Origin of the sequence: Roseococcus sp. SYP-B2431 (genome assembly GCF_004336745.1) — a bacterium.
Classification (GTDB): domain Bacteria; phylum Pseudomonadota; class Alphaproteobacteria; order Acetobacterales; family Acetobacteraceae; genus Roseococcus.
On the sequence record NZ_SJXD01000028.1, the window covers coordinates 262,764 to 284,306 of the forward strand.

Annotated in this window: 26 protein-coding genes; 22 read left to right on the top strand and 4 right to left on the bottom strand. The window is 70.6% G+C overall.

Annotated features, from left to right (window positions below):
- Positions 1 to 68 precede the first annotated feature (68 nt).
- Entirely contained in the window at positions 69 to 1,229 is a 1,161-nt protein-coding gene (locus EJV46_RS19555; protein ID WP_131550392.1) for a PQQ-dependent sugar dehydrogenase, read from the bottom strand.
- A gap of 79 nt (positions 1,230 to 1,308) precedes the next feature.
- On the opposite strand from EJV46_RS19555, the gene EJV46_RS23100 reads away from it, so the two are divergent.
- The 16 genes from EJV46_RS23100 (at position 1,309) to EJV46_RS19630 (ending at position 15,401) form a co-directional block, all read left to right on the top strand.
- Positions 1,309 to 2,517: a TonB family protein gene (locus EJV46_RS23100; protein WP_206020880.1), complete on the top strand. Its 1,209-nt coding sequence runs from the start codon at positions 1,309 to 1,311 to the stop codon at positions 2,515 to 2,517.
- A gap of 216 nt (positions 2,518 to 2,733) precedes the next feature.
- Positions 2,734 to 3,222 (top strand): GcrA family cell cycle regulator, encoded by a 489-nt coding sequence (locus EJV46_RS19565; protein WP_131550394.1) that lies wholly within the window; start codon positions 2,734 to 2,736, stop codon positions 3,220 to 3,222.
- A 113-nt stretch (positions 3,223 to 3,335) separates the two neighbouring features.
- Positions 3,336 to 4,205: a DMT family transporter gene (locus EJV46_RS19570; RefSeq protein ID WP_131550395.1), complete on the top strand. Its 870-nt coding sequence runs from the start codon at positions 3,336 to 3,338 to the stop codon at positions 4,203 to 4,205.
- 219 nt (positions 4,206 to 4,424) lie between these two features.
- Positions 4,425 to 4,958, top strand: a complete 534-nt coding sequence (locus EJV46_RS19575; RefSeq protein WP_240782658.1) for a class I SAM-dependent methyltransferase — start codon at positions 4,425 to 4,427, stop codon at positions 4,956 to 4,958.
- 147 nt (positions 4,959 to 5,105) lie between these two features.
- On the top strand, positions 5,106 to 5,435 hold the full coding sequence (locus EJV46_RS19580) for a helix-turn-helix transcriptional regulator (protein ID WP_131550496.1): 330 nt from the start codon (positions 5,106 to 5,108) through the stop codon (positions 5,433 to 5,435).
- A 252-nt stretch (positions 5,436 to 5,687) separates the two neighbouring features.
- Positions 5,688 to 6,551 carry a cytochrome c oxidase subunit II gene (coxB, locus tag EJV46_RS19585; RefSeq protein ID WP_131550497.1) on the top strand — a complete coding sequence of 288 codons (864 nt, stop codon included), beginning with the start codon at positions 5,688 to 5,690 and terminating at the stop codon, positions 6,549 to 6,551.
- Positions 6,552 to 6,632: 81 nt separating this feature from the next.
- Complete coding sequence (gene ctaD, locus EJV46_RS19590) at positions 6,633 to 8,231, top strand: cytochrome c oxidase subunit I (RefSeq protein ID WP_131550396.1); 1,599 nt, start codon at positions 6,633 to 6,635, stop codon at positions 8,229 to 8,231.
- Between the two features lie 133 nt (positions 8,232 to 8,364).
- Positions 8,365 to 9,312: a heme o synthase gene (locus EJV46_RS19595; RefSeq protein WP_240782671.1), complete on the top strand. Its 948-nt coding sequence runs from the start codon at positions 8,365 to 8,367 to the stop codon at positions 9,310 to 9,312.
- On the top strand, positions 9,309 to 9,434 hold the full coding sequence (locus EJV46_RS23440) for a hypothetical protein (protein WP_255466113.1): 126 nt from the start codon (positions 9,309 to 9,311) through the stop codon (positions 9,432 to 9,434). The genes EJV46_RS19595 and EJV46_RS23440 overlap by 4 nt, the downstream gene beginning before the upstream one ends.
- Complete coding sequence (locus EJV46_RS19600) at positions 9,431 to 10,051, top strand: cytochrome c oxidase assembly protein (protein WP_240782659.1); 621 nt, start codon at positions 9,431 to 9,433, stop codon at positions 10,049 to 10,051. Before EJV46_RS23440 ends, EJV46_RS19600 begins: the two co-directional genes overlap by 4 nt.
- A 191-nt stretch (positions 10,052 to 10,242) precedes the next feature.
- Positions 10,243 to 11,079: a cytochrome c oxidase subunit 3 gene (locus tag EJV46_RS19605; protein WP_131550398.1), complete on the top strand. Its 837-nt coding sequence runs from the start codon at positions 10,243 to 10,245 to the stop codon at positions 11,077 to 11,079.
- A gap of 148 nt (positions 11,080 to 11,227) precedes the next feature.
- On the top strand, positions 11,228 to 11,956 hold the full coding sequence (locus tag EJV46_RS19610; protein ID WP_131550399.1) for an SURF1 family protein: 729 nt from the start codon (positions 11,228 to 11,230) through the stop codon (positions 11,954 to 11,956).
- The gene (locus EJV46_RS19615; RefSeq protein ID WP_131550400.1) at positions 11,953 to 13,443 is read left to right on the top strand and encodes a carboxypeptidase M32; all 1,491 of its coding nucleotides are present in this window, start codon (positions 11,953 to 11,955) and stop codon (positions 13,441 to 13,443) included. Before EJV46_RS19610 ends, EJV46_RS19615 begins: the two co-directional genes overlap by 4 nt.
- Before the next feature lie 36 nt (positions 13,444 to 13,479).
- Positions 13,480 to 13,833: a hypothetical protein gene (locus EJV46_RS19620; RefSeq protein ID WP_131550401.1), complete on the top strand. Its 354-nt coding sequence runs from the start codon at positions 13,480 to 13,482 to the stop codon at positions 13,831 to 13,833.
- Positions 13,834 to 13,902: 69 nt separating this feature from the next.
- Complete coding sequence (gene gnd, locus EJV46_RS19625; protein ID WP_131550402.1) at positions 13,903 to 14,856, top strand: phosphogluconate dehydrogenase (NAD(+)-dependent, decarboxylating); 954 nt, start codon at positions 13,903 to 13,905, stop codon at positions 14,854 to 14,856.
- Positions 14,856 to 15,401, top strand: a complete 546-nt coding sequence (locus EJV46_RS19630; RefSeq protein ID WP_240782660.1) for a gluconokinase — start codon at positions 14,856 to 14,858, stop codon at positions 15,399 to 15,401. Before gnd ends, EJV46_RS19630 begins: the two co-directional genes overlap by 1 nt.
- On the opposite strand, the gene EJV46_RS19635 is transcribed toward EJV46_RS19630, so the two are convergent.
- The gene (locus tag EJV46_RS19635) at positions 15,392 to 15,919 is read right to left on the bottom strand and encodes a DUF4142 domain-containing protein (RefSeq protein WP_165585623.1); all 528 of its coding nucleotides are present in this window, start codon (positions 15,917 to 15,919) and stop codon (positions 15,392 to 15,394) included. The two genes, EJV46_RS19630 and EJV46_RS19635, sit on opposite strands and share 10 nt — an antisense overlap.
- 125 nt (positions 15,920 to 16,044) lie before the next feature.
- Here EJV46_RS19635 and EJV46_RS19640 point away from each other — a divergent pair, with 125 nt between their 5' ends.
- The 5 genes from EJV46_RS19640 (at position 16,045) to EJV46_RS19660 (ending at position 18,379) form a co-directional block, all read left to right on the top strand.
- On the top strand, positions 16,045 to 16,761 hold the full coding sequence (locus EJV46_RS19640) for a ribonuclease activity regulator RraA (protein WP_131550404.1): 717 nt from the start codon (positions 16,045 to 16,047) through the stop codon (positions 16,759 to 16,761).
- 25 nt (positions 16,762 to 16,786) lie between these two features.
- Positions 16,787 to 17,164 carry a hypothetical protein gene (locus tag EJV46_RS19645; protein WP_131550405.1) on the top strand — a complete coding sequence of 126 codons (378 nt, stop codon included), beginning with the start codon at positions 16,787 to 16,789 and terminating at the stop codon, positions 17,162 to 17,164.
- A 76-nt stretch (positions 17,165 to 17,240) separates the two neighbouring features.
- Complete coding sequence (locus EJV46_RS19650; protein ID WP_131550406.1) at positions 17,241 to 17,621, top strand: hypothetical protein; 381 nt, start codon at positions 17,241 to 17,243, stop codon at positions 17,619 to 17,621.
- Between the two features lie 4 nt (positions 17,622 to 17,625).
- Entirely contained in the window at positions 17,626 to 18,036 is a 411-nt protein-coding gene (locus EJV46_RS19655) for a thioesterase family protein (RefSeq protein ID WP_131550407.1), read from the top strand.
- 97 nt (positions 18,037 to 18,133) lie between these two features.
- Complete coding sequence (locus tag EJV46_RS19660; RefSeq protein ID WP_131550408.1) at positions 18,134 to 18,379, top strand: hypothetical protein; 246 nt, start codon at positions 18,134 to 18,136, stop codon at positions 18,377 to 18,379.
- Positions 18,380 to 18,416: 37 nt separating this feature from the next.
- Here EJV46_RS19660 and EJV46_RS19665 read toward each other — a convergent pair whose 3' ends face one another.
- Together EJV46_RS19665 and EJV46_RS19670 are read right to left on the bottom strand one after the other, a co-directional pair.
- On the bottom strand, positions 18,417 to 19,433 hold the full coding sequence (locus EJV46_RS19665; RefSeq protein ID WP_131550409.1) for an asparaginase: 1,017 nt from the start codon (positions 19,431 to 19,433) through the stop codon (positions 18,417 to 18,419).
- Positions 19,430 to 19,864 (bottom strand): PaaI family thioesterase, encoded by a 435-nt coding sequence (locus EJV46_RS19670; protein ID WP_131550410.1) that lies wholly within the window; start codon positions 19,862 to 19,864, stop codon positions 19,430 to 19,432. Before EJV46_RS19670 ends, EJV46_RS19665 begins: the two co-directional genes overlap by 4 nt.
- A gap of 279 nt (positions 19,865 to 20,143) precedes the next feature.
- Between EJV46_RS19670 and EJV46_RS19675 the strand changes: the two genes are divergently transcribed.
- Entirely contained in the window at positions 20,144 to 21,382 is a 1,239-nt protein-coding gene (locus EJV46_RS19675; protein ID WP_131550411.1) for a glycosyltransferase family 1 protein, read from the top strand.
- Positions 21,383 to 21,543 lie beyond the last annotated feature (161 nt).

Genomic DNA, 21,543 nt, shown 5'->3' on the forward strand with positions numbered 1-21,543 from the left:
CGGCTCCTGCGGGGCTACGGCCGCACACTCGCCCGAGAGCGGAAGAAGGGGAAGACGGGCCGGGCCGGTCACGCCGCCTCCAGCCGCAGGATCCGGCCGCGCGGCTCGTCGGTGAGCAGCAGCAGCGCGCCATCGGGGGCGAAGATCACGTGGCGCATCCGCGCGCGGCCCCAGAGCAGCCGCTCCTCCGAGGACACGCGGTCGCCGTCCATCTCCATCCGCAGCAGGCCCGGCGTGTTCAGGCAGGCCATGAAGAGGCTGCCGCGCCAGATCGGCTGCGCGTCGGGAGGCGCGAAGGCGAGGCCGGAGGGGCTGACGGCGGGAGCCCAGTACTTCACCGGCTCGGTGATGCCCGGGCCCGAGGTGCGGCCATTCGCGATCGGCCGGCCGGAATATTCCCGGCCGTAGGAGACCTCTGGCCAGCCATATTGCTCGCCGGGCCGCAGCAGGTTCAGTTCGTCGCCGCCGAGCGGGCCGAATTCGGCGGCGAAGAGGCTGCCGGTCGCGGGATGGAAGGCGATGCCCTGCGGATTGCGGTGGCCGTAGGTCCAGATCTCCCCCCGATGGCCGGGCCGCCCCGCGAAGGGGTTGTCGCGCGGGATGCGGCCGTCCCGGGTGAGCCGCAGGATCTTCCCGGCCAGGTCGTCCATCTGCTGCGCGCGCCCGCGCTCGTTGTAGCGGTCCCCGCAGGTCAGGAAGAGATGCGCGCCGTCCGGGCTGAAGGCGATGCGGCCGCCGAAATGGTTGCGCCCGCGCGCCTGGGCCGGCGCCGCGTCCACCACGGCCAGGACCTGCGTGAGGCGGTCTCCCCGGAGCCGGGCGCGGTAGAGCCGGGTCAGCGCCCCGCCCTGCACCCGCGTCGCGGCCGAGAAGAAGACCTCGGAGGTGGCTGCGAAATCCGGCGCGGGTTGGATGTCCAGCAGGCCGCCCTGGCCGGAATCCTCCACCTCCGGCAGGCCGGCCAGCGGCGCCGAGACCTGCCCCTCCGGCGAGACCAGCCGCACGCGGCCGGGGCGCTCGGTGACAAGAAGGCGGCCGTCCGGCAGGAAGCCGCCGCCCCAGGGGTTCTCCAGCCCGCTGGCGAAGACGCGGAACCGGAAGGCGCCGCGCCGGGACGGGACGGTCTCGAAGTCCTGCGCCCGCGCGAGGGCGGGCGCGAGCAGGGGGGCGGCGAAAAGGCTTCGGCGATGCAGCGGCACGGTGCGGGCTCCCGGTGACACGATGGACATGGGGAACACTTCGTCACCTGACAGCGATTCGCAGGGAGACGGATTTGCGATATTGCGGGCGGATGTCCGGCCCCGTGGCGTGACGCGCCCGAACCACAGCCCCCCTCGCCTTCGGCCTCGCACGCGCTTCGGTGCGCGGCGGCGCGTGACGGCGCGGCGGGAGCCGGCGCCGCCGGCCTGGCGCCCGGCCGCCGCAAGGCCGCGCTGGAGCACCCGGCCGCCGGAGCGCAGCCCCCTCGGCTTCCCCGCCTGGTTCCTGGGCTCGGTGCTCGGGCATGTGCTGCTGGCGCTGGCGCTCTATTTCTGGCCCGATCCGCGCAAGCCGCAGGATCAGCTGCCGCCGCCGAGCTTCGATGTCGTCTTCGAGGGCGGCCAGCCACAGCAGGCCGAAGCCGATCCGACCGAAGGCGTGCCGACCGAGCCCGTGCCGCCCGAACCGCCCTCGACGGCCGACGTGCCGCCGCCGCCGGACGCGCCGCCTCAGCCCGGCCTGCCGCCGCCTCCACAGCCGTCGCTGCCGCAGCCGCCCGCGCCGCCGCCGCCCAGCCCGGCGCAGCTGGCCCTGCCGCAGCCGCCGCTTCCCCCGCCAACGCCGCGGATCCCGCAGGACGTACCCCTGCCGCCGGCCGCGCTGCCGCCAATGGAGCCGGCGCCCATGCCGCAGATGCAGGGGACGGTGGAGCTCTTCGCCCCGCAGACCGAGATCCGCCTGCCCGATCGCCTGTCCGAGAGCCTGCCGCCGCCGCCGCCGCCTCCCCCGCCGCCGGCCCCGCCCCAGCCCCAGCCCCAGCAGCGCCCGACGCCGCCCGCGCAGCAGGCGCAGCCGCCCCGACCCAGCCTTCCGGGCATCTGGGCCCCGGGCGGCGTGCAGCTCGGCCGGCCCCAGACGCCGCCGGCAGGGCGCCAGCAGTCGCGCGGGCTCGATCTCCGGGTCGATCCGCGGATGATGGAGGGCCGGGCGACGCGCGACCCGTCCGTGCGCGTGACCGGCGCGAATGTGGGCGCCGACTGGCGCGCGGCCTTCCGGCGCTGGCTGGACCAGAACATCCATTATTCGCAGCAAGCCATCATGCGGGGCGAGGACGGGCAGGTGCGCGTGCGGATCACGGCCGCGGCGGACGGCACGGTGCGCAACGTGCAGCTGGTGGGGCCCTCCACCTCGCCCTCGCTGAACTTCGGGACGACCTATCCCTTCAACGGGGCGCGGCTGCCCACCTTCCCGCCCGGTTCCGACCCCAATGTCGTCATCGACCTGACGGTCAACTACGTCCTGATCCGGGGCCGCTAGAGACCTTCGGGCGCTCTGCCGAGGCGGTTCGGGCGCCGTCAAGACTGGGCGGCGGGCGCCAAGTGATTCATAACCCGCGCAAATTCCTCGACGCTGACTTGAAAGCTTGATGCCAAGGCTTTTCCACAAGTTTCTGGCGACTCGGCATAATCCAGGGCTTGTGTGTCAAGCCCCAGTTTGAATACTCTATATGGTGTCAGGCAGGGGACTAACGCAATGGACTGGACGACGGAATCGATCGACCGCCTCCGGGCTCTCTGGGCCGAGGGGCATTCGACCGCGGAGATCGGGCGCCGGATGGGCGTCTCGAAGAACGCCGTGGTCGGCAAGGCGCACCGGCTCCAGCTGCCGGCCCGGCCCAGCCCGATCCGGCGGGACCCTGCCGCGCCGCGGCCTGTCGCGACCGGCCGGCGGCCGACCCTGCCGCCGCTGCGCGCAGCCATGCCGTCGATGCCCCGGCGAGAGGAGCCCCGGATCGTCATCGCGGCGGCGCCCGTCGCGGTGGCTCCGGTGCCGAAGCCGGTCGCGGTGGTGCGGGCTTTTCCCCGCGTCAGCGCCAAGACCTGCTGCTGGCCCCTGGGCGAGCCGGGCACCGAAGGCTTCCATTTCTGCTGCGCCGGCGCGATGCCCGGCAAGCCCTACTGCACCGAGCACGCGGCGCTGGCCTATGTCCGCGTGAAGGATCGCCGCGAGGACGCGGCGTAATTCACGCCCTCGAGCGGCGGGCGCGCGCTCCGCGCGCCTGCCATTCGACCTCGGGCCTTGTTACGGTCGCTCCATCCGAGGTGAGCGCGATCCTCTGCGCCTGAGAGCGACCCATGACCCTCAAGGGCGTGATTCTACAGCTTTGTGCCCTGATGATCTTCGTGGTGATGGACACCACGCTGAAGCTCATGACCGTCCAGTTCTCGGTCGTGCAGATCATCTGGGCGCGGTTCTTCTTCTCCTTCCTCACCGTCGCGCTGCTGCTCCGGGTCACCTCCGGCCGGCTGCCCTGGCGCTCGCGGGCGCCCGGCCTGCAGGCGCTGCGCTCGCTGATCCTGATGGCCTGCAGCCTCCTCTTCACCGAGGCGTTGGCCCATATCCCGCTGGTGGACGCGACGGCGGTGGGCTTCGCCTCGCCGCTGATCACCGTGGCCCTGGCCGCGATCCTCCTCCGCGAGCGCGTCTCGGCGCGGCGCTGGTGCGGCGTGGCGCTCGGGTTCCTGGGCGTGATGGTCGCGCTCCGGCCGCCCTTCCTGACCGGCGCGCCGCTGCACTGGGCCTATCTCCTGCCGCTCGGCACGGCGACCCTGTTCGGCTTCTACCAGATCCTCACCCGCAGGCTGGCGGCGCTGGACGACAGCCGCGTCACGATCCTGCACACCGGCGTCGCGGCCAGCCTCGCGACCTCCCTGATGCAGCCCTTCGTCTTCGTCGCGCCCAGCGCCTGGGAATGGACGGCCCTGATGGCCGTGGGCGTGATGGGCGGCATCGGCCATGGGCTCCTGGTGCTGGCCTATGCCCGCGCGCCGGCGAGCCTGCTGGCGCCGCTGTCCTACACCCAGCTCGTCTGGGCGAGCGTGGCCGGGGTGCTGGTCTTCGCCGACTGGCCGGATGCTCTGACGCTGCTGGGCGCGGCGATCATCGCGGCGGGCGGCGTGCTCACGGCCTTGCCGCAGCGGCGCGGCAGCGGGACGGAAACCTGACGGACACAAAGCGGTTGCGTGTGCGGGGGGCGAGGAGTAACCCGGCAACCGAGGACCAGAGGGACGAGTCACATTTCCATCATCGGCCTTTCGGAGGGTGAGCGTGCCCACCCTCGCGCGTCGCTGGACGCGGCTTCCGTGCGCGATGCGTACCGCCGCTGGGCAGGTGTCTACGACGTTGTTTTCGGTGGTGTTTCCGCCTTTGGACGGCGCAGCGCCGTGGCCGCCGTCAATCGCCTGTCGCAGACGGCGGGCCGGCGCGTGCTCGAGGTCGGCGTCGGGACCGGGCTGGCTCTGCCGCATTACCGCCGCGACCTCGACGTGGTGGGCATCGACCTTTCCCGCGAGATGCTGCTGAAGGCGCAGGAGCGCGTGACACAGGATCGCCTGACGGCGGTCCATGGGCTGCTCGAGATGGATGCGGAGAACACCGCCTTCGCCGATGGCAGCTTCGACATCGCGGTGGCCATGTTCACCGCCTCCGTCGTTCCCGACGCGAAGAAGCTCTTCGCCGAGATGTCGCGCGTGGTGCGGCCGGGCGGGCATCTGCTCTTCGTGAATCATTTTGCCGCGGATTCCGGCTTCCGCTGGTGGCTGGAGCGCAGCACCGCTCCGCTGGCGCGGATCCTGGGCTGGCATCCCGACTTCATGCTGAGCGACCTGCTCGACCGTTCGGAAGTGACGATCGAGCGGATGGAATCCTGCCGGCCGCTGTCGCTCTTCACGCTCGTCGAGGTCAAGAACCCGGGCTGACCCCGACGTTATCGGGCCCACGCGCGCGGGGCCGCTGGCGAAATAGAGCGATCCCTGAACAGGTATTCATCTCTTCATCCCTAATCAAATCAAGCCTTTGCTACGTTCAGGCTTGTAATGCGCGGCCGCGCGGACGAAGCTGTCGCCATGGCGACAGGCGTGCGCATCGACGAGGACGAGGTGGTGGAGCTCGCGGAGATGTTCCGCCTGATGAGCGACCCCACGCGGCTGAAGATCATCCTCGCCTGCCTGGACCAGCCGGTTTCGGTCGGCGCGACGGCGGAGATGCTGTCCATCTCGCCCAGCCTGGTCTCGCACCACCTGCGGCTGCTGCGCGCGGCGCGCCTCCTCCAGGCCGACCGGCGGGGCCGGCAAGTGTTCTACATGGTCGGCGATCCCCACATCCGATCCATGCTGACCGACATGGTCGACCATGTGGCCGAGGGCGGCGAGAGCGAGCTGATCGAGGCGGGCTGAATTCGCGGAAATTCAATGCTTCCGCGGCGCAGCGAGGCTTGTGGCCGCTTTTTCGAGCTTCTATGGTCCGCGCGCGGCGTGCTGCCGTTCGCCCCTGGAATCCCCCCGGGTTTCCTCGGAGCGAAGGGACGCGATACGCTTGAAAAAGGCGGCCAATGGGGTTGCCGGGCGGCCCCTCCCGGGTGCCGCCTCCAGTTGAAGGCAGGGTGCGACGGCGTGATCGGGCGTATCGGACGGAATTTCGGATTGGCCATGCTCGCGGCAGCGAGCCTGGGAATCGCCAAGCTGGGGACGGCTCAGGCGCAGGACATGGTCGGCGCTCCTCACAACTGGGGGATCGGCCTGCAGGCCGCGGCCGGCCCCATCAAGGAGCGCATCCACGACTTCAACGATCTGCTGCTCTGGATCATCGTGATCATCACGATCTTCGTGGCGGCTCTGCTCGCCTGGTGCCTGTGGAAGTACAACGCCAAGGCGAACCCGGTCCCGTCGCAGAACAGCCACAACACCGTGCTTGAGATCGCCTGGACGGTCATCCCGGTGCTGATCCTGCTGGTGATCGCGATCCCGTCCTTCCGGCTCATCTACTACCAGGATCGCGCCCGCGACGCCGATCTCACCATCAACGTGACCGGACGGCAGTGGTACTGGAACTACGCCTTCCCGGACAACGGCAACTTCAACTTCGACAGCCGCATGGTCGCCGATGCCGACCTGAAGCCCGGCCAGCTGCGCAACCTCGAAGTCGACGAGCCGCTGGTGATTCCGGTTAACCGCACGATCCGCGTGATGACGCATGGCCAGGACGTGATCCACAGCTTCTTCATCCCCTCGCTGGGCGTGCAGCGCTATTCCATCCCGGGCCGCACCATCGAGACCTGGATGCGCGCCGACCACACCGGCACCTTCTACGGCCAGTGCAACCAGATCTGCGGCACCAACCACGCCTATATGCCGATCGTGATCCGGGCCGTCCCGCAGGCCGAGTTCGACGCCTGGGTGGCGAGCGCCCGCACGCGCTTCGCGGATTCGACCGGCGCCGCGCCTGCCCCGGCCGCCATCGCCGCCGCCGTCGCCGCCGCGCCCACGGAAGTCCAGTTCGCCGCGCGTCAGTGACGCGCGGCCTCAAGGTTCAGACACAGATCAGCTTCACCCGTCCCCAGGGCGGGATACTGAGCAGGAAAGGCAATCCCGGACATGGCATATTCTGCCGATGCGCATGGGCATGACGATCACGACCACCACACGCCGGGCTTTGTGAGCCGCTGGTTCTTCAGCACGAACCACAAGGACATCGGCACCCTCTACATCATCTTCTCGCTCTTCGCGGCGATCATCGGCATCGGGCTCTCCTTCCTGATGCGCCTCGAGCTGCAGAGCCCGGGCATGCAGATCTTCTCCGATGGGCAGATGTGGAACGTCTACGTCTCGGCCCACGGCCTGATCATGGTGTTCTTCGTGATCATGCCGGCGCTGATCGGCGGATTCGGCAACTGGTTCGTGCCGATCATGATCGGCGCGCCGGACATGGCCTTCCCCCGCCTGAACAACATCAGCTTCTGGCTGCTGGTTCCGGCCTTCCTGCTGCTCGGCGGCTCGATGTTCGTGGGCCAGGGCGCGGGCGCCGGCTGGACGATCTACACGCCGCTCTCGGACGACCAGTACCAGCCCGGCATGTCGATGGACATGGCCCTCTTCGCGCTGCACCTCGCCGGCGCCTCGTCGATCCTGGGCGCGGCCAACTTCATCACGACCATCTTCAACATGCGCGCCCCGGGCATGACGCTGCATAAGATGCCGCTCTTCGTCTGGTCGATGCTGGTGACGGCCTTCCTGCTGCTGCTCGCGGTGCCCGTCCTCGGCGGCGCGATCACCATGCTGATCACCGACCGCAACTTCGGCACGGCCTTCTTCAAGCCCGAGGGCGGCGGCGACCCGGTGCTGTTCCAGCACCTGTTCTGGTTCTTCGGCCACCCCGAAGTGTACATCATGATCCTGCCGGCCTTCGGCATCGTCAGCCACGTGATCTCGACCTTCTCGAAGAAGCCGGTCTTCGGCTATCTCGGCATGGCCTACGCCATGGTCGCCATCGGCGTGGTCGGCTTCGTGGTCTGGGCGCACCACATGTACCAGTCGGGCATCGACGTCGACACGCGCGCTTACTTCATGGCCGCGACGATGGTCATCGCCGTGCCGACGGGCGTGAAGATCTTCTCCTGGATCGCGACCATGTGGGGCGGCTCCATCCGGCTCGAGACGCCGATGCTCTTCGCCGTCGGCTTCATCTTCCTCTTCACGGTGGGCGGCGTGACGGGCGTGGTGCTGGCCAATGCCGGCGTGACGCAGATCCTGCACAACACCTACTACGTCGTGGCGCATTTCCACTACGTGCTGAGCCTGGGCGCGGTGTTCGGCATCTATGCCGGCATCTACTACTGGATCGGCAAGATGAGCGGCTACCAGTACTCGGAGAAGCTGGGCAAGCTGCATTTCTGGCTCACCTTCATCGGCGTGAACCTGACCTTCTTCCCGATGCACTTCCTGGGCAACCAGGGCATGCCGCGCCGCTATCCCGACTACCCTGACGCTTTCTGGGGCTGGAATCTGGTGGCGTCGGTGGGCAGCTATATCTCGATCGCGGCCTTCCTGTTCTTCTTCTACGTCATGTACGACACCTTCCGCCGCAAGGTGCCCGCCAGCGCCAACTACTGGGGCGAGGGCGCGACGACGCTGGAATGGCAGGTCAGCAGCCCGCCGCCGTTCCACACCTTCGACGAGCTGCCGCGCATCCGGTAACTCCCGATCCTGCAGCTTTGGTCAGGGCAGCTCCACGCCCCCGGCGGTTCCCGCCGGGGGCGTTCTGTTTTAGGGTGCCGCCGGATTGCGCCCCCGGATTGCAGGGCGGCTGACGGAACCCGATATGAGCGACATGACGGCAATCGGTGGAGGGGGGGCCCAGGCCCCCTTTGATGCGTCCGCGGAGTTCGGCGGATCGGAGGTGCGGGACTGGTTCACGCTGCTGAAGCCGCGCGTGCTGACCCTCGTCGTCTTCACCGGGATCATCGGGCTGGCGGTGGCGCCGGGCCACCTGCACCCGATCCTTGCCGCCACGGCCATCCTCTGCATCACCATCGCGGCCGGCGCGGCGGGCGCCATCAACATGTGGTACGACCGCGACATCGACGCCGTGATGCGGCGCACGCAGAGGCGGCCCATCCCGATGGGCCGGATCGGCGCCGACGCGGCGCTGGCCTATGGCGTGATGCTCGCCATCGGCTCGGTGGTGCTGATGGGCCTGGCCACGAACTGGCTCGCCGCCGCCGTGCTGGCCGGCTCGGTCGGCTTCTACGTCTTCATCTACACCATGTGGCTGAAGCGCCGGACGCCCCAGAACATCGTCATCGGCGGCGCCGCGGGCGCCTTCCCGCCGCTGATCGGCTGGGTCGCCGTCACGGGGCAGATCGACGCCGTGCCGCTGGTCCTCTTCGCCATGATCTTCATGTGGACGCCGCCGCATTTCTGGGCCCTGTCCCTCTGGGCGCACCAGGACTACGAGCGCGCGGGCGTGCCCATGCTGCCGGTCATCTCCGGCGCCCGCGAGACGCGGCGCCAGGTGGTGATCTACACGGTCCTGCTGGTGCCGCTGACCCTCGCGCCCTGGTGGATGGGCTTCAACACGGCCGCCTACGGCGCCGTCGCGGCGCTGCTCGGCGCGAACTTCCTGCGCCATGCCTGGCTGGTCTGGCGCGACGAGCAGGATGGGGCGGGCGTCTCGCTGACCGGCGACGCGCCGGCGCGGAAGTGCTTCAAGTACAGCATCTTCTACCTTTTCCTGCTTTTCGGCGCGCTCGCGGCCGACCGGCTGCTCCTCGCATGACACCGGAAGAGAAGGCAGTCTTCGAGCGCCGGCGCCGCGGACGGAACTGGGCCATCCTGGCCGCGCTCACCGCGCTCGCCGGGCTGTTCTACCTCGTCTCCATGGTGAGGCTGCTGCAATGATCCCCCGTCCGGACCCCGCGATCCTGGCAAGGCGAAACAAGCGCGTGGGGCTGGCCGCGGCCGGCTTCGTCACCTTCATGGTCGGCCTCTCCTTCGCCGCCGTGCCGCTCTACACAATGTTCTGCCAGCTCACCGGCTATGGCGGCCAGCCGATGCTGGGCGCGGCGGCCCCCGGCGCGACGCCCGAGGCGCGCACCGTCACCATCCGCTTCAACGCCAACACGAACCCGGCCCTGCCGTGGCACTTCGCCCCGCAGCAGGCGTCGATGCAGCTGCGGCTCGGCGAGGAGGGGATGGCCTTCTACGAGGCGCGGAACCTGACCGGGCAGGCGATCAGCGGCGTCTCGACCTACAACGTCACGCCCGAGATCGTGGGCCGCTACTTCCACAAAACGGCCTGCTTCTGCTTCGAGGAGCAGGTGCTGGAGCCGCATCAGCGCGTCGACATGCCGCTCGCCTTCTGGGTCGACCCGAAGATCATGGACGACGCGCAGGCGCGGGAGGTCCGCACGATCACGGTCAACTACACCTTCTACCGCAGCCTGAACGACGCGGAGCGCTCGGGCGCGCTGGCCAATGCGGGCGAGCATGTGGGACGCGGGCGCTTCCAGAGATAGGCCCAGCCTCCGGGCCCAGCTCCTGGGCCCGGCAGATCCGCGGAGCGGGCGCGAGGCGACCGCGTCCAGCCCTTCTTCCGGACCGCATATCCACGCCCCCGCACCTTGATTCGCCGGGCGTTTCCATGGATGGTGCGACGCAATCCGCCGGCTGCTGAGGCGCGCCGGACCACTACTGCGCAGGATCGAGCATGGCCAGCAACGTCGAGGGGCACGCCCCTTACAAGCACCCCTACCACCTGGTGGACCCTTCCCCCTGGCCGCTGATCACCGCCTTCGCGGCGGGGACGATGCTTTTCGGCATCGTGCTCTTCGCCCATAGCAACATCCATTGGGTCCTGGGCCTCGGTGTCCTCGGCGTGCTCACCTGCATGTTCGGCTGGTGGCGCGACGTGCTGAAGGAGAGCAAGAACCCCTTCTTCCACACCCCCGTCGTGCGCCTCGGCCTGCGCTACGGCATGCTGCTCTTCATCGCCTCCGAGGTGATGTTCTTCGTCGCCTTCTTCTGGGCCTATTTCCACTTCGCGCTCTATCCGGAGCACGTTCTCAATTCGACGGCGAACATCTGGCCGCCGGCGGGGATCCACACCTTCGATCCCTGGAGCCTGCCCTTCCTGAACACCATGATCCTGCTGCTCTCGGGCTGCACGGTGACCTGGGCGCACCACTCGCTGCTGGAAGGCAACCGCAAGGGCCTGGTGCAGGGCCTCGCGCTCACGGTGCTCCTGGGCGTCCTCTTCACCAGCCTGCAGGCCTGGGAGTACTCGATCGCGCCCTTCCCCTTCAGCGGCGGCGGCGTGTACCCCTCGACCTTCTTCCTGGCCACGGGCTTCCACGGCTTCCACGTGATCGTCGGCACCATCTTCCTGGCGGTCTGCCTGTTCCGCGCCATGGGCGGCGGCTTCACGGCGGAGCGGCATTTCGGCCTCGAGGCGGCGGCCTGGTACTGGCATTTCGTGGACGTGGTGTGGCTCTTCCTCTTCGTCTCCATCTACTGGTGGGGCGTCGGCGAGATCGCGGCGCATTAGTCTTGCCCTCAGACGGCGGGCGGCGGCTCCGCCGCCTTGCCTTCGCCGCGCGGCTGTCGCGCGGACTGAAACGTAGTTCGGGCGGCGCCGGCCGCGTTGCGGCCGGATACCCGAAGGGCGCTTCGGCCCTTCCAGCGGACATCCTCCTGTGAGCCGTCCCGTCCCCTGGCCGCGCATTGTCCTGCCGAGCTTCATCGCCCTTCCCATCCTGGCCGTCCTGCTCGGCCTGGGCTCCTGGCAGCTCCAGCGGCTGCAATGGAAGCTCAGCATCCTGTCCGAGCTGCAGGCCGCCGCGGCGCGGCCGCCCGTGGAGCCCGCCGCCGACACGCCGCCCTTCGCCCGCATCGCCGCCACCGGCCGCTTCCGCCCCGGCGCCGAAGCCATGCTCGGGCTGGAAGTGCGCGGCACGGTGCTCGGGGCCGGGCTGATCGCCGTGCTCGATCGCCCGGGCGCCGCGCCGCTCCTCGTCGACCGGGGCTGGGCGCCCTTGGAGGGCGGCCATGTCGAGCGGCCCGAGGGCGAGGTCGCCGTCAGCGGCTATGCCCGCCCGACGGAGCACAACCCCCTCGCCGCCGCCGACGACCCCGCGCGCCGCCGCTTCTACACCTTCGACGCGCGGGCGATCGCGCTTGCGCTCGGGGCTCCGGACGCCCTGCCCTATGCGCTGACCGTCGTCGTTCCCCGCGCGGTCGCGGCCGCGCCCACCGGCCTCGGCTCCACGCCGGCGCCCTCGCGCGGGCCGCTGCCCGAGCCGGCCGCGGCCTTTCCCGAGCCGGCCAATTCCCATCTGGGCTATGCGATCACCTGGTTCGCCCTCGCGGCCGCCTGGGTGGCCATCTTCGTCCTCTGGTCCCGGAAGCGATTGAGCGAGACATGAGCAACGCCGCCTACCAGCGCCTGGCCCACCGCATGTCGCGCCTCGGCGCGCTGGGGGAGGCCGCGGCGATGCTGCACTGGGACGCCAGTGCCATGATGCCGCGCGGCGGCGGGGCCGCTCGCGGGGAGCAGCTGGCGGCGCTGGCCGGCCTCTCGCACGAGCTCTTCACCGCGCCCGGGATGGCAGCGGACCTCGCGGAGGCTTCCGCCGAAGAGCCCTGGGCCGCGGCCAATCTGGAGCTCATCCGCCGCAGCCACGCCCGCTCCGCCGCGCTGTCCACCGCGCTGGTCGAGGCCAGCACCCGCGCCAACTCCGCCTGCGAGAAGGTCTGGCGCGAGGCCAAGGCGCAATCGGACTTCGCCATGGTGCGCCCCTATCTGGAGGAGGTGCTGCGGCTCCAGCGCGAGACGGCGCAGGCTCTCTCGGCGGTCACCGGCCTCTCCCCCTATGATTCGCTGATGGAGGGCTACCAGCGCGGCGTCACCTCCGCCGAGGTCGAGCCCGTCTTCGACGCCTACGAGGCCTCCCTGCGCGACGCCCTGCCCCGCGCCGAGGAGATCCAGGCGCGCCGCGGCGCGCCCATCCCGCTGCCCGGCCCCTTCCCGATCGAGAAGCAGCGCGAGCTGTGCCGCCGCCTCTCGCTGCGGATCGGCCTGGAGGCGGATCACTCGCGACTCGACGAGAGCGTCCATCCCTTCTGCGGCGGTACGCCCTCGGACGTTCGGATCACCACCTTCTACAGCGAGTCGGACCCGGCCAAGGCGCTGCTCGGCGTCCTGCACGAGACCGGCCATGCCCTCTACGAGCGCGGCCTGCCCGAGGACCACGCGCGGCAGCCGGTGGGCGAGGCCGCCGGAATGGCGGCGCATGAGTCGCAGAGCCTGATCGTGGAGATGCAGGCCTCGCGCTCCGACGCCTTCCTGTCGTTCCTCGGCCCGGAGCTGCAGGCGCTCTATGGGGGCGATCCGGCCGCCTATTCGGTTAGGAACCTCGCGGGCCTCTGGCGCCACGTCTCGCGCGGCTTCATCCGCGTCGACGCCGACGAGCTGACCTATCCCGCGCATGTCATCCTGCGCTTCCGGCTGGAGCGCGCGATGATCGAGGGCCGCCTCTCCATCGCCGACCTTCCCGGCGCCTGGGCCGAGGGGCTGAACGCCCTCCTCGGCATCACCCCGCCCGACGACGCGCGCGGCTGCCTGCAGGACATCCACTGGCACGACGGCGGCTTCGGCTATTTCCCGAGCTACACGCTCGGCGCCATGGCGGCCGCGCAGCTCATGAAGGCCGCGCGGGCCGCGACCCCGGGCCTCGACGCCGCGCTGGCCGAAGGCGACATGGCGCCGCTGCTCGGCTGGCTGCGCGTGAATGTCCACGGCCATGGATCGCGACTCGGCTTCCAGGACCTGCTGCGCGCCGCGACAGGCAAGCCGCTCGATCCTCAGGACTTCCAGGACCACTTGACGGCGCGGTATCTCCTCGAGGCGTGAGGCGCGCCTTGGCGCGCGGCGGGGGAGACAGTTCCGATGAGGTGGCCGGTCGTGCTCCTGATGCTGGCCGTCGCGGCCTGCGCGGCGGATCCGCCGCCGCCGCCTCCCCCACCGGAGCCCGGCCAGGCGCAGAGCCGCCGCCGGCCCCCGTCGCGCGCGCGCACGCCGGCTCCCACGCCGCCCCTCCCGCGCCCGCCGGAGAGCATCCCCGACAGCGCTGCGCCCGCAGCGGCCGTGCCCGAGCCGCCAGCCGCCGCTACGCCGGCGCCAATGGAGTCGCGGCAGGAGCGGGACCGCCGCGCCTTCGTCGTCTGCAGCGAACAGGGCGCGGCGGGGATGCCCGCCTGCCTGCGTTCCTATGGGGAGACGGGCATCGTCCCGAGCGAGTGAAGGACGCGGAAGCGCTCTCGCATCGCGCCGCAGGCCGTGTAGCATTCGCGGCAACGGGGAGAGACACGCATGCAGCTCGGCATGGTCGGACTGGGGCGGATGGGCGCCAATATCCTGCGCCGGGTGATGAAGGCGGGGCATGTCGGCGTCGCCTATGATCGCGACGGCACCGCGGTCGCCGCGCTGGCCGCCGAGGGCGCGCAGGGCGCCGCCTCCCTGGCCGAGCTCGTCGCCAGCCTGAGCTCCCCGCGCGCGGTCTGGGTCATGCTGCCCGCCGGCGAGGCGACCGAGACCACCTTGCGCGAGCTGCACGGCCTGCTGCACGAGGGCGACATCCTCATCGAGGGCGGGAATTCCTTCTGGAAGGATTCCGCCCGGCGCGGCGCCGAGGCCGCCGCGCGTGGAATCCACTACCTGGACATCGGCACCTCGGGCGGGGTCTGGGGGCTGAAGCGCGGCTATTGCCTGATGATCGGTGGCGAGGCGCAGGTCGTGCAGCGGCTCGATCCCATCCTGGCCGCGCTCGTCCCCGGCGAGGGCACGGCCTTGCCCACCGAGGGCCGCGAGGCCCGTGATCCGCGCCCGGCCAGGGGCTACGTGCATTGCGGCCCCAACGGCGCCGGCCACTATGCCAAGATGGTCCATAACGGCATCGAGTACGGGATGATGCAGGCCATGGCCGAGGGGCTGGACCTCATGCGGGCCGCCCCCTTCGCGCTCGACCTGCCCGACATCACCGAGGCCTGGCGGCGCGGCTCGGTCGTCTCCTCCTGGCTGCTGGACCTGACCGCTCAGGCCCTGGCCTACGACCCCGACCTCGCCGAATACGGCGGCCATGTCAGCGACAGCGGCGAGGGCCGCTGGACGGTGGACACGGCCGTCGAGCAGGCCGTGCCCGTGCCCGTGCTGGCGGCCGCGCTCTTCACCCGCTTCCGCTCCCGCCAGGAGGCGAGCTTCGCCGACAAGGCCCTGAGCGCCATGCGGAAGGGCTTCGGGGGGCATCTGGAGCCGAGGAAGGAATGATGCAGCGTCTTCAAGCCGCGCCGGATGGCCCGGCGACTCGGAAAATGGGGGCGGCTCGGCGCCACGTTCTCGTGATGGGCGTCTCCGGCTGCGGCAAATCGACGATCGGGGCGATGCTGGCCGAGGCGCTGGGCCTCCCCTTCGCCGATGCCGACGCGTTTCATCCGCCCGAGAACGTGGAAAGGATGTCGGCGGGCATCCCGCTCACGGATGCCGACCGCTGGCCCTGGCTCGACGCGCTCGGCGCCTGGCTGGCCGCGGAGGAGAGGGGCGGCATCATCGCCTGCTCCGCCCTGAAGCGCAGCTATCGCGACCGGTTGCGCGGCTGGGTGCCGGGGCTCGCGGTGGTGCGTCTCTCCGGCGCCCCGGCGCTGATCGCCGCGCGGCAGGGCGCCCGCGCGGGACACTTCATGCCGCCGAGCCTGATGGCCAGCCAGTTCGCCACGCTGGAGCCGCCCGGGACCGACGAGGAGGCGCTGGCCCTCGACATCGCCGCCGCGCCGGACGCCGTCGCGGCCGAGGCGGCAAGGCGCCTTCAGGTCTGACGGTTCTGCATGGCCTGCAGGATGCGCAGGTGCTGGTCCGCGGTCACGGCGGCGAGGGTGGAGATGATCTTCTGCTCCCGCGTTCCGCTCGCCCTCATCCCGCTGTGCAGCCGCAGCAGTTCCTGGTGCCCGGCGATCTGCGCGCGCAGATAGAGCCGGTCGAACTCCGCCCCGGATGCGGCCTCCAGCTGCTGCATCACCCGCGCGTCCCCGCCTTCCAGGCGAAGCTGCGGCGGCACGGCCATGCCCGCGAGCTGCATGGCCTGGATGACGGAGCGCTGCTCGGCCACCTCGAAGCCGGCGAAGTTCTTCAGCAGCTCGTTCTGCGCCTTGGTGGCCGCGAGCTGGCTGGTCACCAGCGCCAGGATTCCGGTGGAAAGGGCCTCCCGCCACGGCTCGGCCGCGCCGCGGGCCGAGGGCGTGCCTGGAATGGTGACGTTCGGCGCGGGCTGCGCGGCGGCGAGGGCGGGCAGCAGGGCCGCCGCGGCGATCCCGGTGGCGAGGCTGCGGCGGTGCATGGCGTCTGTCCCGGATGTCATGCCGGCAGGAACCGCGGCGGGAGGCCCGGGTTGCCCCGCCCGGCCCGCGTTGACCCCGGCCGGGCCGCGGCATAACAGGCAAGGGACGTTCCCGGAGAAGCCTCATGTCCCTGTCCGCCGCCACCAAGGCCAAGCTCGAGAAGATCACCACCGCCACGCTCACGACGGTGCTGCTGAAGAAGGGTCTCCGCAACGTCTGGATGCGCGGCGCCGCGCCCTTCTCGCCCTCCGCCCAGGGCGTGCGCCTGGTGGGCGAGGCCTTCACGCTGCGCTTCGTCCCGGCCCGCGAGGACCTCGCGACGCCGGCCAGCTGGTCGAGCCCGATCAGCACCCGCGCCGCCATCGAGGCGATGCCCGAGGGCTGCATCGCCGTCGCGGACGCCATGGGCATCACCGATGCCGGCATCTTCGGCGACATCCTCTGCGCCCGCCTGAAGAAGCGCGGCGTGACGGCGCTGGTCACCGACGGCGCGGTGCGCGACGTGGCCGGCGTGAACGGCACCGGCCTGCCGGTCTGGTGCGCCGGCGGCGCGGCGCCCCCGTCCGTCGCGGGCCTCACCTTCGTGAGCTGGCAGGAGCCGATCGGCTGCGGCGGTGTCGCGGTCTTCCCGGGGGACGTCATCGTGGCCGATGCGGATGGCTGCGTCCTCATCCCCAAGGACATCGTGGACGCGGTGACCGAGGAGAGCGTGGAGCAGGAGCGGCTGGAGGCCTGGATCATGGTCCAGGTCGAGTCGGGCGTGGCCCTGCCCGGCCTCTACCCGGCCAATGCCGAGAACAAGGCCAAGTACGAAGCCGACAAGGCCGCCGGGCGCGCCTGAGCGCCCGCCTGGGAGGAGCAGTCCAATGACCAAGTGGTTCCTGATGCTGGCCGGCGCCGCCGCGCTGGCCGCCTGCTCCGCCGCGCCGCCGGACGACCGGCCGGCGGCCGGCGCCGCCACCTCGCGCCCGGCCTGCGACGGCACGCTTCGCGTGACCAACAGCAGCACGCGCCAGGTGCACCAGCTCTTCTTCGCCGACTCGGCGCTCTCCTCCTTCGGTCGCGACCGCCTCGGCAACGACATCCTCAGCCCCGGCCAGTCGCGTGATTTCCGGGCCGACGGCCCCGGGGCGCATGATTTCCGCATCGTCCGGCAGGACCGGTCCACCTCCGACCTCCGGCGCGCGAATATCTGCACCAACACGCAGGTCGTCATCACGAATTACGGCATCGAAGCCCGCTGATTCACGCTCTGGTTGCTTGCGGCACTGTCGGGATTCATTACCCTGGCTTCATTCGAGAGCATCAACGGGGACACGCATGAAGAGAATCGCCGCCATCGCAGCCCTGGCCAGCGCGACGCTGCTCGGCGCCTGCGTGGCCCCGCAGCCCTATGGGCAGACCGTGGTCGTCGCCCCGGCGCCCCGAGTCTGCGACACCAGCTTCCGCGTGGTGAACGAATCGGGCGCCGTCGTGCAGCAGCTGTATTTCAGCCACTCCTCGCTCGGCAGCTGGGGCGCCGACCAGCTGGGCGCCTCCGTCCTCTATCCGGGACGCTATGTGAACTACCGGGCCAACAATCCCGGCAACTACGATTTCCGGATCGTATGGAGCAACGGCCGCGCCTCGGAGCTCCGGCAGGTGAACATCTGCGTCGCGAGCCGGATCACCGTCACGAGCCGGGGCCTCAGCGCGCAATGAGGCCATGACGGGGTTCCCCTTCTGGACGGAGGAGAAGCTCCGCATCCAGGACACGGACCTCAACGGGCATGTGAACAACGCCTCGATCGCGGCCCTCTGCGAGGCGGGCCGCGGCGAGATCATCTCGTCGGTGGCGGGCGAGCCGCGCTCGCGCCCGCTGGCCACCGCGCTGCGGCGCGTGACGATCGACTACCTGGCCGAGATCCACTACCCGGGGCGCGTGCGGATCGGCAGCGCGATCTCGCGGGTGGGCAACACCTCGATCACCATCCGGCAGGAGCTCTTCCTCGGCGAGCTGCGCTTCGCGGCCGCGGAGAGCGTGATCGTGTTCATGGACCGCGGGACCCGGCGGCCGGCGCCCATGCTCGACGCCTGGCGCGCCGCGGCGGAACGGCTGGCTCCCACGGAATCCTGAGGGCGCCTTCGTTCAAGGGGTCTCCACGCGGGCCGCGGTTGAAACCCCTCGCGGCCTGCGGCGTTTCAGCCTCCGGACCCGGATCCGGAGCCGCCGCATGACGTCACGCCCACGCCTCGCCGACTTGCCCTTCCTGGCCGCGACCCTGGCCATGATGCTGGCGCTGGTCCTGCCCTGGGCCTTCAACGGCCCCGCCGGGGACGAGCGGGAGGTCGTGGAGATCGGCGTGGTCCTGCCATGGGCCGTCCCGGAACCGGCCATCGGCCGGGCACCGGGCCCGGACCTTTCCGTTCAGCTCGCCGGCCAGGCTGGCCCCGCGTCAGGCGGCACGGCGCAGCCCTAGCCCGAGGCGCCGCCTCGACGACATGGCCAGCCCGAAGTCAGTATTCGGAGAAGATCCGGTTGAGCTCCGATAGCTCCTTCGTCGCCGTCAGCCCGAGCATGAGCAGGATCCGCGCCTTCTGGGGATTGAGGTTGTCGGCGTTCACGAAGCCGGCCTCGCGCATCCGCGTCGTGTAGAACATGCGGCCCGAGCCGGCCCGCGTGCTGGCGGCGATGGGCGTGCCGGCCTTCATCGCGGCGATCATCGCCTCGCCCAGCGCCGGGGTGACGAAGCTCGGCGCGAAGCCCGCGGAGACCAGCCCCTGCGCGCCGGCCGCGACGAAGGCCTGCACCGCCGCCCCGTCTGCCCCTGCATAGCAGGAGACGATGTCCACGCGCGGCAGGCGTTCGAGCTTGCGGACATCGAATTCCGTGTCGCGCCCGAGCTTTCGGAGCGGCCTGCGATACCAGGCGATCGCGTCGGCATCGGCATGGCCGAGCAGGCCGAAATCCGGGGTCCGGAAGGTCTGCATCCGGCTGGTGCTGGTCTTGGTGACCTCGCGGGCGGCATGGATCTCGTCGTTCAGCAGCACCAGCGCGCCGAGCCCCCGGGCGCGCGGATCGCCGGCCACGCGGCAGGCATTGGCGAGGTTCATGCCGGCATCGGAGGAGAGGCCCGTGGAGGGCCGCTGGGCGCCGACCACCACGACCGGAACCTCGACCTTCAGGGTCAGCGAGAGGAAATAGGCGGTCTCCTCCAGCGTCGCCGTACCGTGGGTGATCACGATGCCGTCGAGGTCCGGATGCCTGGCCGCGGTCTCGTCGCAGAGCCGCACCAGCTCCAGCCATTCCGCCGGGCCGAGCGCCGTGGAGGGCACGGCCTTGTACGGCACCGCGAAGGCCTCCGCGACCTCCTGCACCTGCGGCCAGAACTCGAGGAGCTGCGCCGAGGTCATGACCTTTCCGAGCGTCGCGTAGTCGGCGATGTCGAAGGGCCCGCGCCCCATGGAGCTGATGGTGCCGCCGGTCCCGATGACGGCGATCTTCGGGCGGCCGGTCCCCGGACGGGTCGTCATGCGGAGGCCTTCCTTTCGAGGATCGCGGTCGTCAGGCGGGAGACGCAGGTGAGCTCGCCGTCGTCGCGGCGCAGCTCGATGTTCCAGACATGCACGCTGCGGCCGATCCGCACCGGGGTGCAGAGCCCATAGGCGCGGCCCCCCTTGGGCAGGGGGCGGAGGTGGTTGGCATTCACCTCCAGCCCCACGGCGTGGAAGCCGGGATCGCAGGCCATCAGCGAGGCCAGGCTGCCCAGCGTCTCGGCCAGCACGACCGAGACGCCGCCATGGATGATGCCGAAGGGCTGCACATGCCGGCCATCCACCGGCATCTCGCCCTTGACGAAGTCCGGGCCGATCTCGGTGATCACGATGTCGAGCAGCGTGTTCACGCTCTCGCCCCTGCGGGCCTGGATCGCCTCGGGCGTGGTGGGTTGACGCCAGATGCTCATGCGCTCGCCTTTTTCTCGCCTCGGTGCGCCTTTAACCCTGGATTAACGGCAGCGGGTGTCAATGGAGCCCGCGATCCGGTCTTCCGTCTTGCCTGCCGGCCCTCCGGGCCGGATGATCGCCGCCGACTGGGACGAAAGCCAGCGGCGGCCGAGCGACCCGGAGGGGCCGCCGAAAAGGCGTCCGGCTGCGTTTCCTCGCGCCGGGTGCGATGAAAACCCTGGGCGTGTCCGTCTCCACGGCGCCCGCAACCCGGCCTCGAGCTGCAGGAGCATGACGGCGTGCATATCGTGCTCGACATCTCCCGCCTGCTCGGGCTGGCCTGGGCCGGCCAGCCCAGCGGCATCGACCGCGTCGAGTTCGCCCATGCCCGCCACTGGCGCGGCCTGCCCGCGAAGGACGTCACCTTCGTCGCGCAATCGCCCTGGGGCTGGTTCGCCGCGCTGCCGGACAGCCTGGCCCATGCGCTGCTGCAGGAGGCCGACCGCGCCGTCTTCCCCGGCAAGGAGGGCATGCTCACGCGCTTCCGCGCCATGGCGGCCGCGGCGCTCTCGTTCAAGCTCTGGGGCCTGGGGCGCGGAGAGCTCGCGCGGCGGATCGCTGCGCGCGGCGACAGCCTGTTCCTCATCGTCTCGCACCGGGCCCTGCATCACGAGCGCGCCACCGGCGGGCTGATCGCCATGGGCGCGCGCTTCGTGCCCCTGCTGCACGACCTGATCCCCCTGACCCATCCGGAATACACGCGGCCGCTCGCGACCCGCCAGCACCTGGCCAAGCTCGACATGGTCGCCCGCCGCGCGGCCGGCGTGATGGTGACCACCGATGCGGTGGCCGAGAGCGTGCGGGGGCACCTGATCCGCGGGCAGCAGCCGCTGCCGCCGATGGGAGTGATGGGCCTGGGCCTGGACCTGCCGGCCCCGCGCCGGGGCCCGTCCCCGCCGCATCCCTATTTCGTGATGCTCGGCACCATTGAGCCCCGCAAGAACCACCTCCTCGCGCTGCAGATCTGGCGGGACTTCGCCATCCAGGGGATGGCCGACGCGCCGCGGCTGCTCATCATCGGCCGCCGCGGCTGGGAGAACGAACAGGTCTTCCGCCTGCTGGACCGGGGGAATTTCGGGGGCCTCGTCGAGGAATGCGGCCGCCTGCCGGACCAGGAGGTCGCGCGTCTTCTCCAGGGCGCGACGGCCCTGCTCTGCCCGAGCTTCGTGGAAGGCTTCGGCCTGCCGCTGGCCGAGGCCATGGCTCTCGGCACGCCGGTCATCGCCTCCGACATCCCGGCGGCGCGGGAGGTGGGAGGCGACGTGGCGGACTATCTCCATCCGCTGGACTTCCTCGCCTGGCGCCGCGCCGTCCTGGAACTCGCCGAGCCGCGCAGCGCCCGCCGCGCGGCGCAGCTGGCCCGCCTCGGGCAATGGACGGCGCCGAGCTGGGGCCGCCACTTCTCCGCCGTCGAGCAGTTCCTGCAGCATCTGCCCGCGGCCGGCAGCCCCGCCGCATCGCTGTTCCGGCACGCCTGACGCAAAGCCATCGCGACCAATACCGGCGAGAAGCGTTGCTGATTGTCGGTAAACTTGACCAATGCGACAATTCGCGGCCGCTCGCGTGGTCGTTGCCATGCGGTAAATCGATGACGCATCATATTGCATCGCAGCACATCCAATGACAGCCTGGACAGGTC

Excerpts from the sequence above, each read along its gene's own strand:
- EJV46_RS19555 (WP_131550392.1), bottom strand. The coding sequence starts at position 1,229 with ATGTCCATCGTGTCACCGGGAGCCCGCACCGTGCCGCTGCATCGCCGA.
- EJV46_RS19565 (WP_131550394.1), top strand. The coding sequence starts at position 2,734 with ATGGACTGGACGACGGAATCGATCGACCGCCTCCGGGCTCTCTGGGCC.
- EJV46_RS19570 (WP_131550395.1), top strand. The coding sequence starts at position 3,336 with ATGACCCTCAAGGGCGTGATTCTACAGCTTTGTGCCCTGATGATCTTC.
- EJV46_RS19580 (WP_131550496.1), top strand. The coding sequence starts at position 5,106 with ATGGCGACAGGCGTGCGCATCGACGAGGACGAGGTGGTGGAGCTCGCG.
- coxB (WP_131550497.1), top strand. The coding sequence starts at position 5,688 with ATGCTCGCGGCAGCGAGCCTGGGAATCGCCAAGCTGGGGACGGCTCAG.
- ctaD (WP_131550396.1), top strand. The coding sequence starts at position 6,633 with ATGGCATATTCTGCCGATGCGCATGGGCATGACGATCACGACCACCAC.
- EJV46_RS19595 (WP_240782671.1), top strand. The coding sequence starts at position 8,365 with ATGACGGCAATCGGTGGAGGGGGGGCCCAGGCCCCCTTTGATGCGTCC.
- EJV46_RS23440 (WP_255466113.1), top strand. The coding sequence starts at position 9,309 with ATGACACCGGAAGAGAAGGCAGTCTTCGAGCGCCGGCGCCGCGGACGG.
- EJV46_RS19600 (WP_240782659.1), top strand. The coding sequence starts at position 9,431 with ATGATCCCCCGTCCGGACCCCGCGATCCTGGCAAGGCGAAACAAGCGC.
- EJV46_RS19605 (WP_131550398.1), top strand. The coding sequence starts at position 10,243 with ATGGCCAGCAACGTCGAGGGGCACGCCCCTTACAAGCACCCCTACCAC.
- EJV46_RS19615 (WP_131550400.1), top strand. The coding sequence starts at position 11,953 with ATGAGCAACGCCGCCTACCAGCGCCTGGCCCACCGCATGTCGCGCCTC.
- EJV46_RS19620 (WP_131550401.1), top strand. The coding sequence starts at position 13,480 with ATGAGGTGGCCGGTCGTGCTCCTGATGCTGGCCGTCGCGGCCTGCGCG.
- gnd (WP_131550402.1), top strand. The coding sequence starts at position 13,903 with ATGCAGCTCGGCATGGTCGGACTGGGGCGGATGGGCGCCAATATCCTG.
- EJV46_RS19630 (WP_240782660.1), top strand. The coding sequence starts at position 14,856 with ATGCAGCGTCTTCAAGCCGCGCCGGATGGCCCGGCGACTCGGAAAATG.
- EJV46_RS19635 (WP_165585623.1), bottom strand. The coding sequence starts at position 15,919 with ATGCACCGCCGCAGCCTCGCCACCGGGATCGCCGCGGCGGCCCTGCTG.
- EJV46_RS19640 (WP_131550404.1), top strand. The coding sequence starts at position 16,045 with ATGTCCCTGTCCGCCGCCACCAAGGCCAAGCTCGAGAAGATCACCACC.
- EJV46_RS19645 (WP_131550405.1), top strand. The coding sequence starts at position 16,787 with ATGACCAAGTGGTTCCTGATGCTGGCCGGCGCCGCCGCGCTGGCCGCC.
- EJV46_RS19650 (WP_131550406.1), top strand. The coding sequence starts at position 17,241 with ATGAAGAGAATCGCCGCCATCGCAGCCCTGGCCAGCGCGACGCTGCTC.
- EJV46_RS19655 (WP_131550407.1), top strand. The coding sequence starts at position 17,626 with ATGACGGGGTTCCCCTTCTGGACGGAGGAGAAGCTCCGCATCCAGGAC.
- EJV46_RS19660 (WP_131550408.1), top strand. The coding sequence starts at position 18,134 with ATGACGTCACGCCCACGCCTCGCCGACTTGCCCTTCCTGGCCGCGACC.
- EJV46_RS19665 (WP_131550409.1), bottom strand. The coding sequence starts at position 19,433 with ATGACGACCCGTCCGGGGACCGGCCGCCCGAAGATCGCCGTCATCGGG.
- EJV46_RS19670 (WP_131550410.1), bottom strand. The coding sequence starts at position 19,864 with ATGAGCATCTGGCGTCAACCCACCACGCCCGAGGCGATCCAGGCCCGC.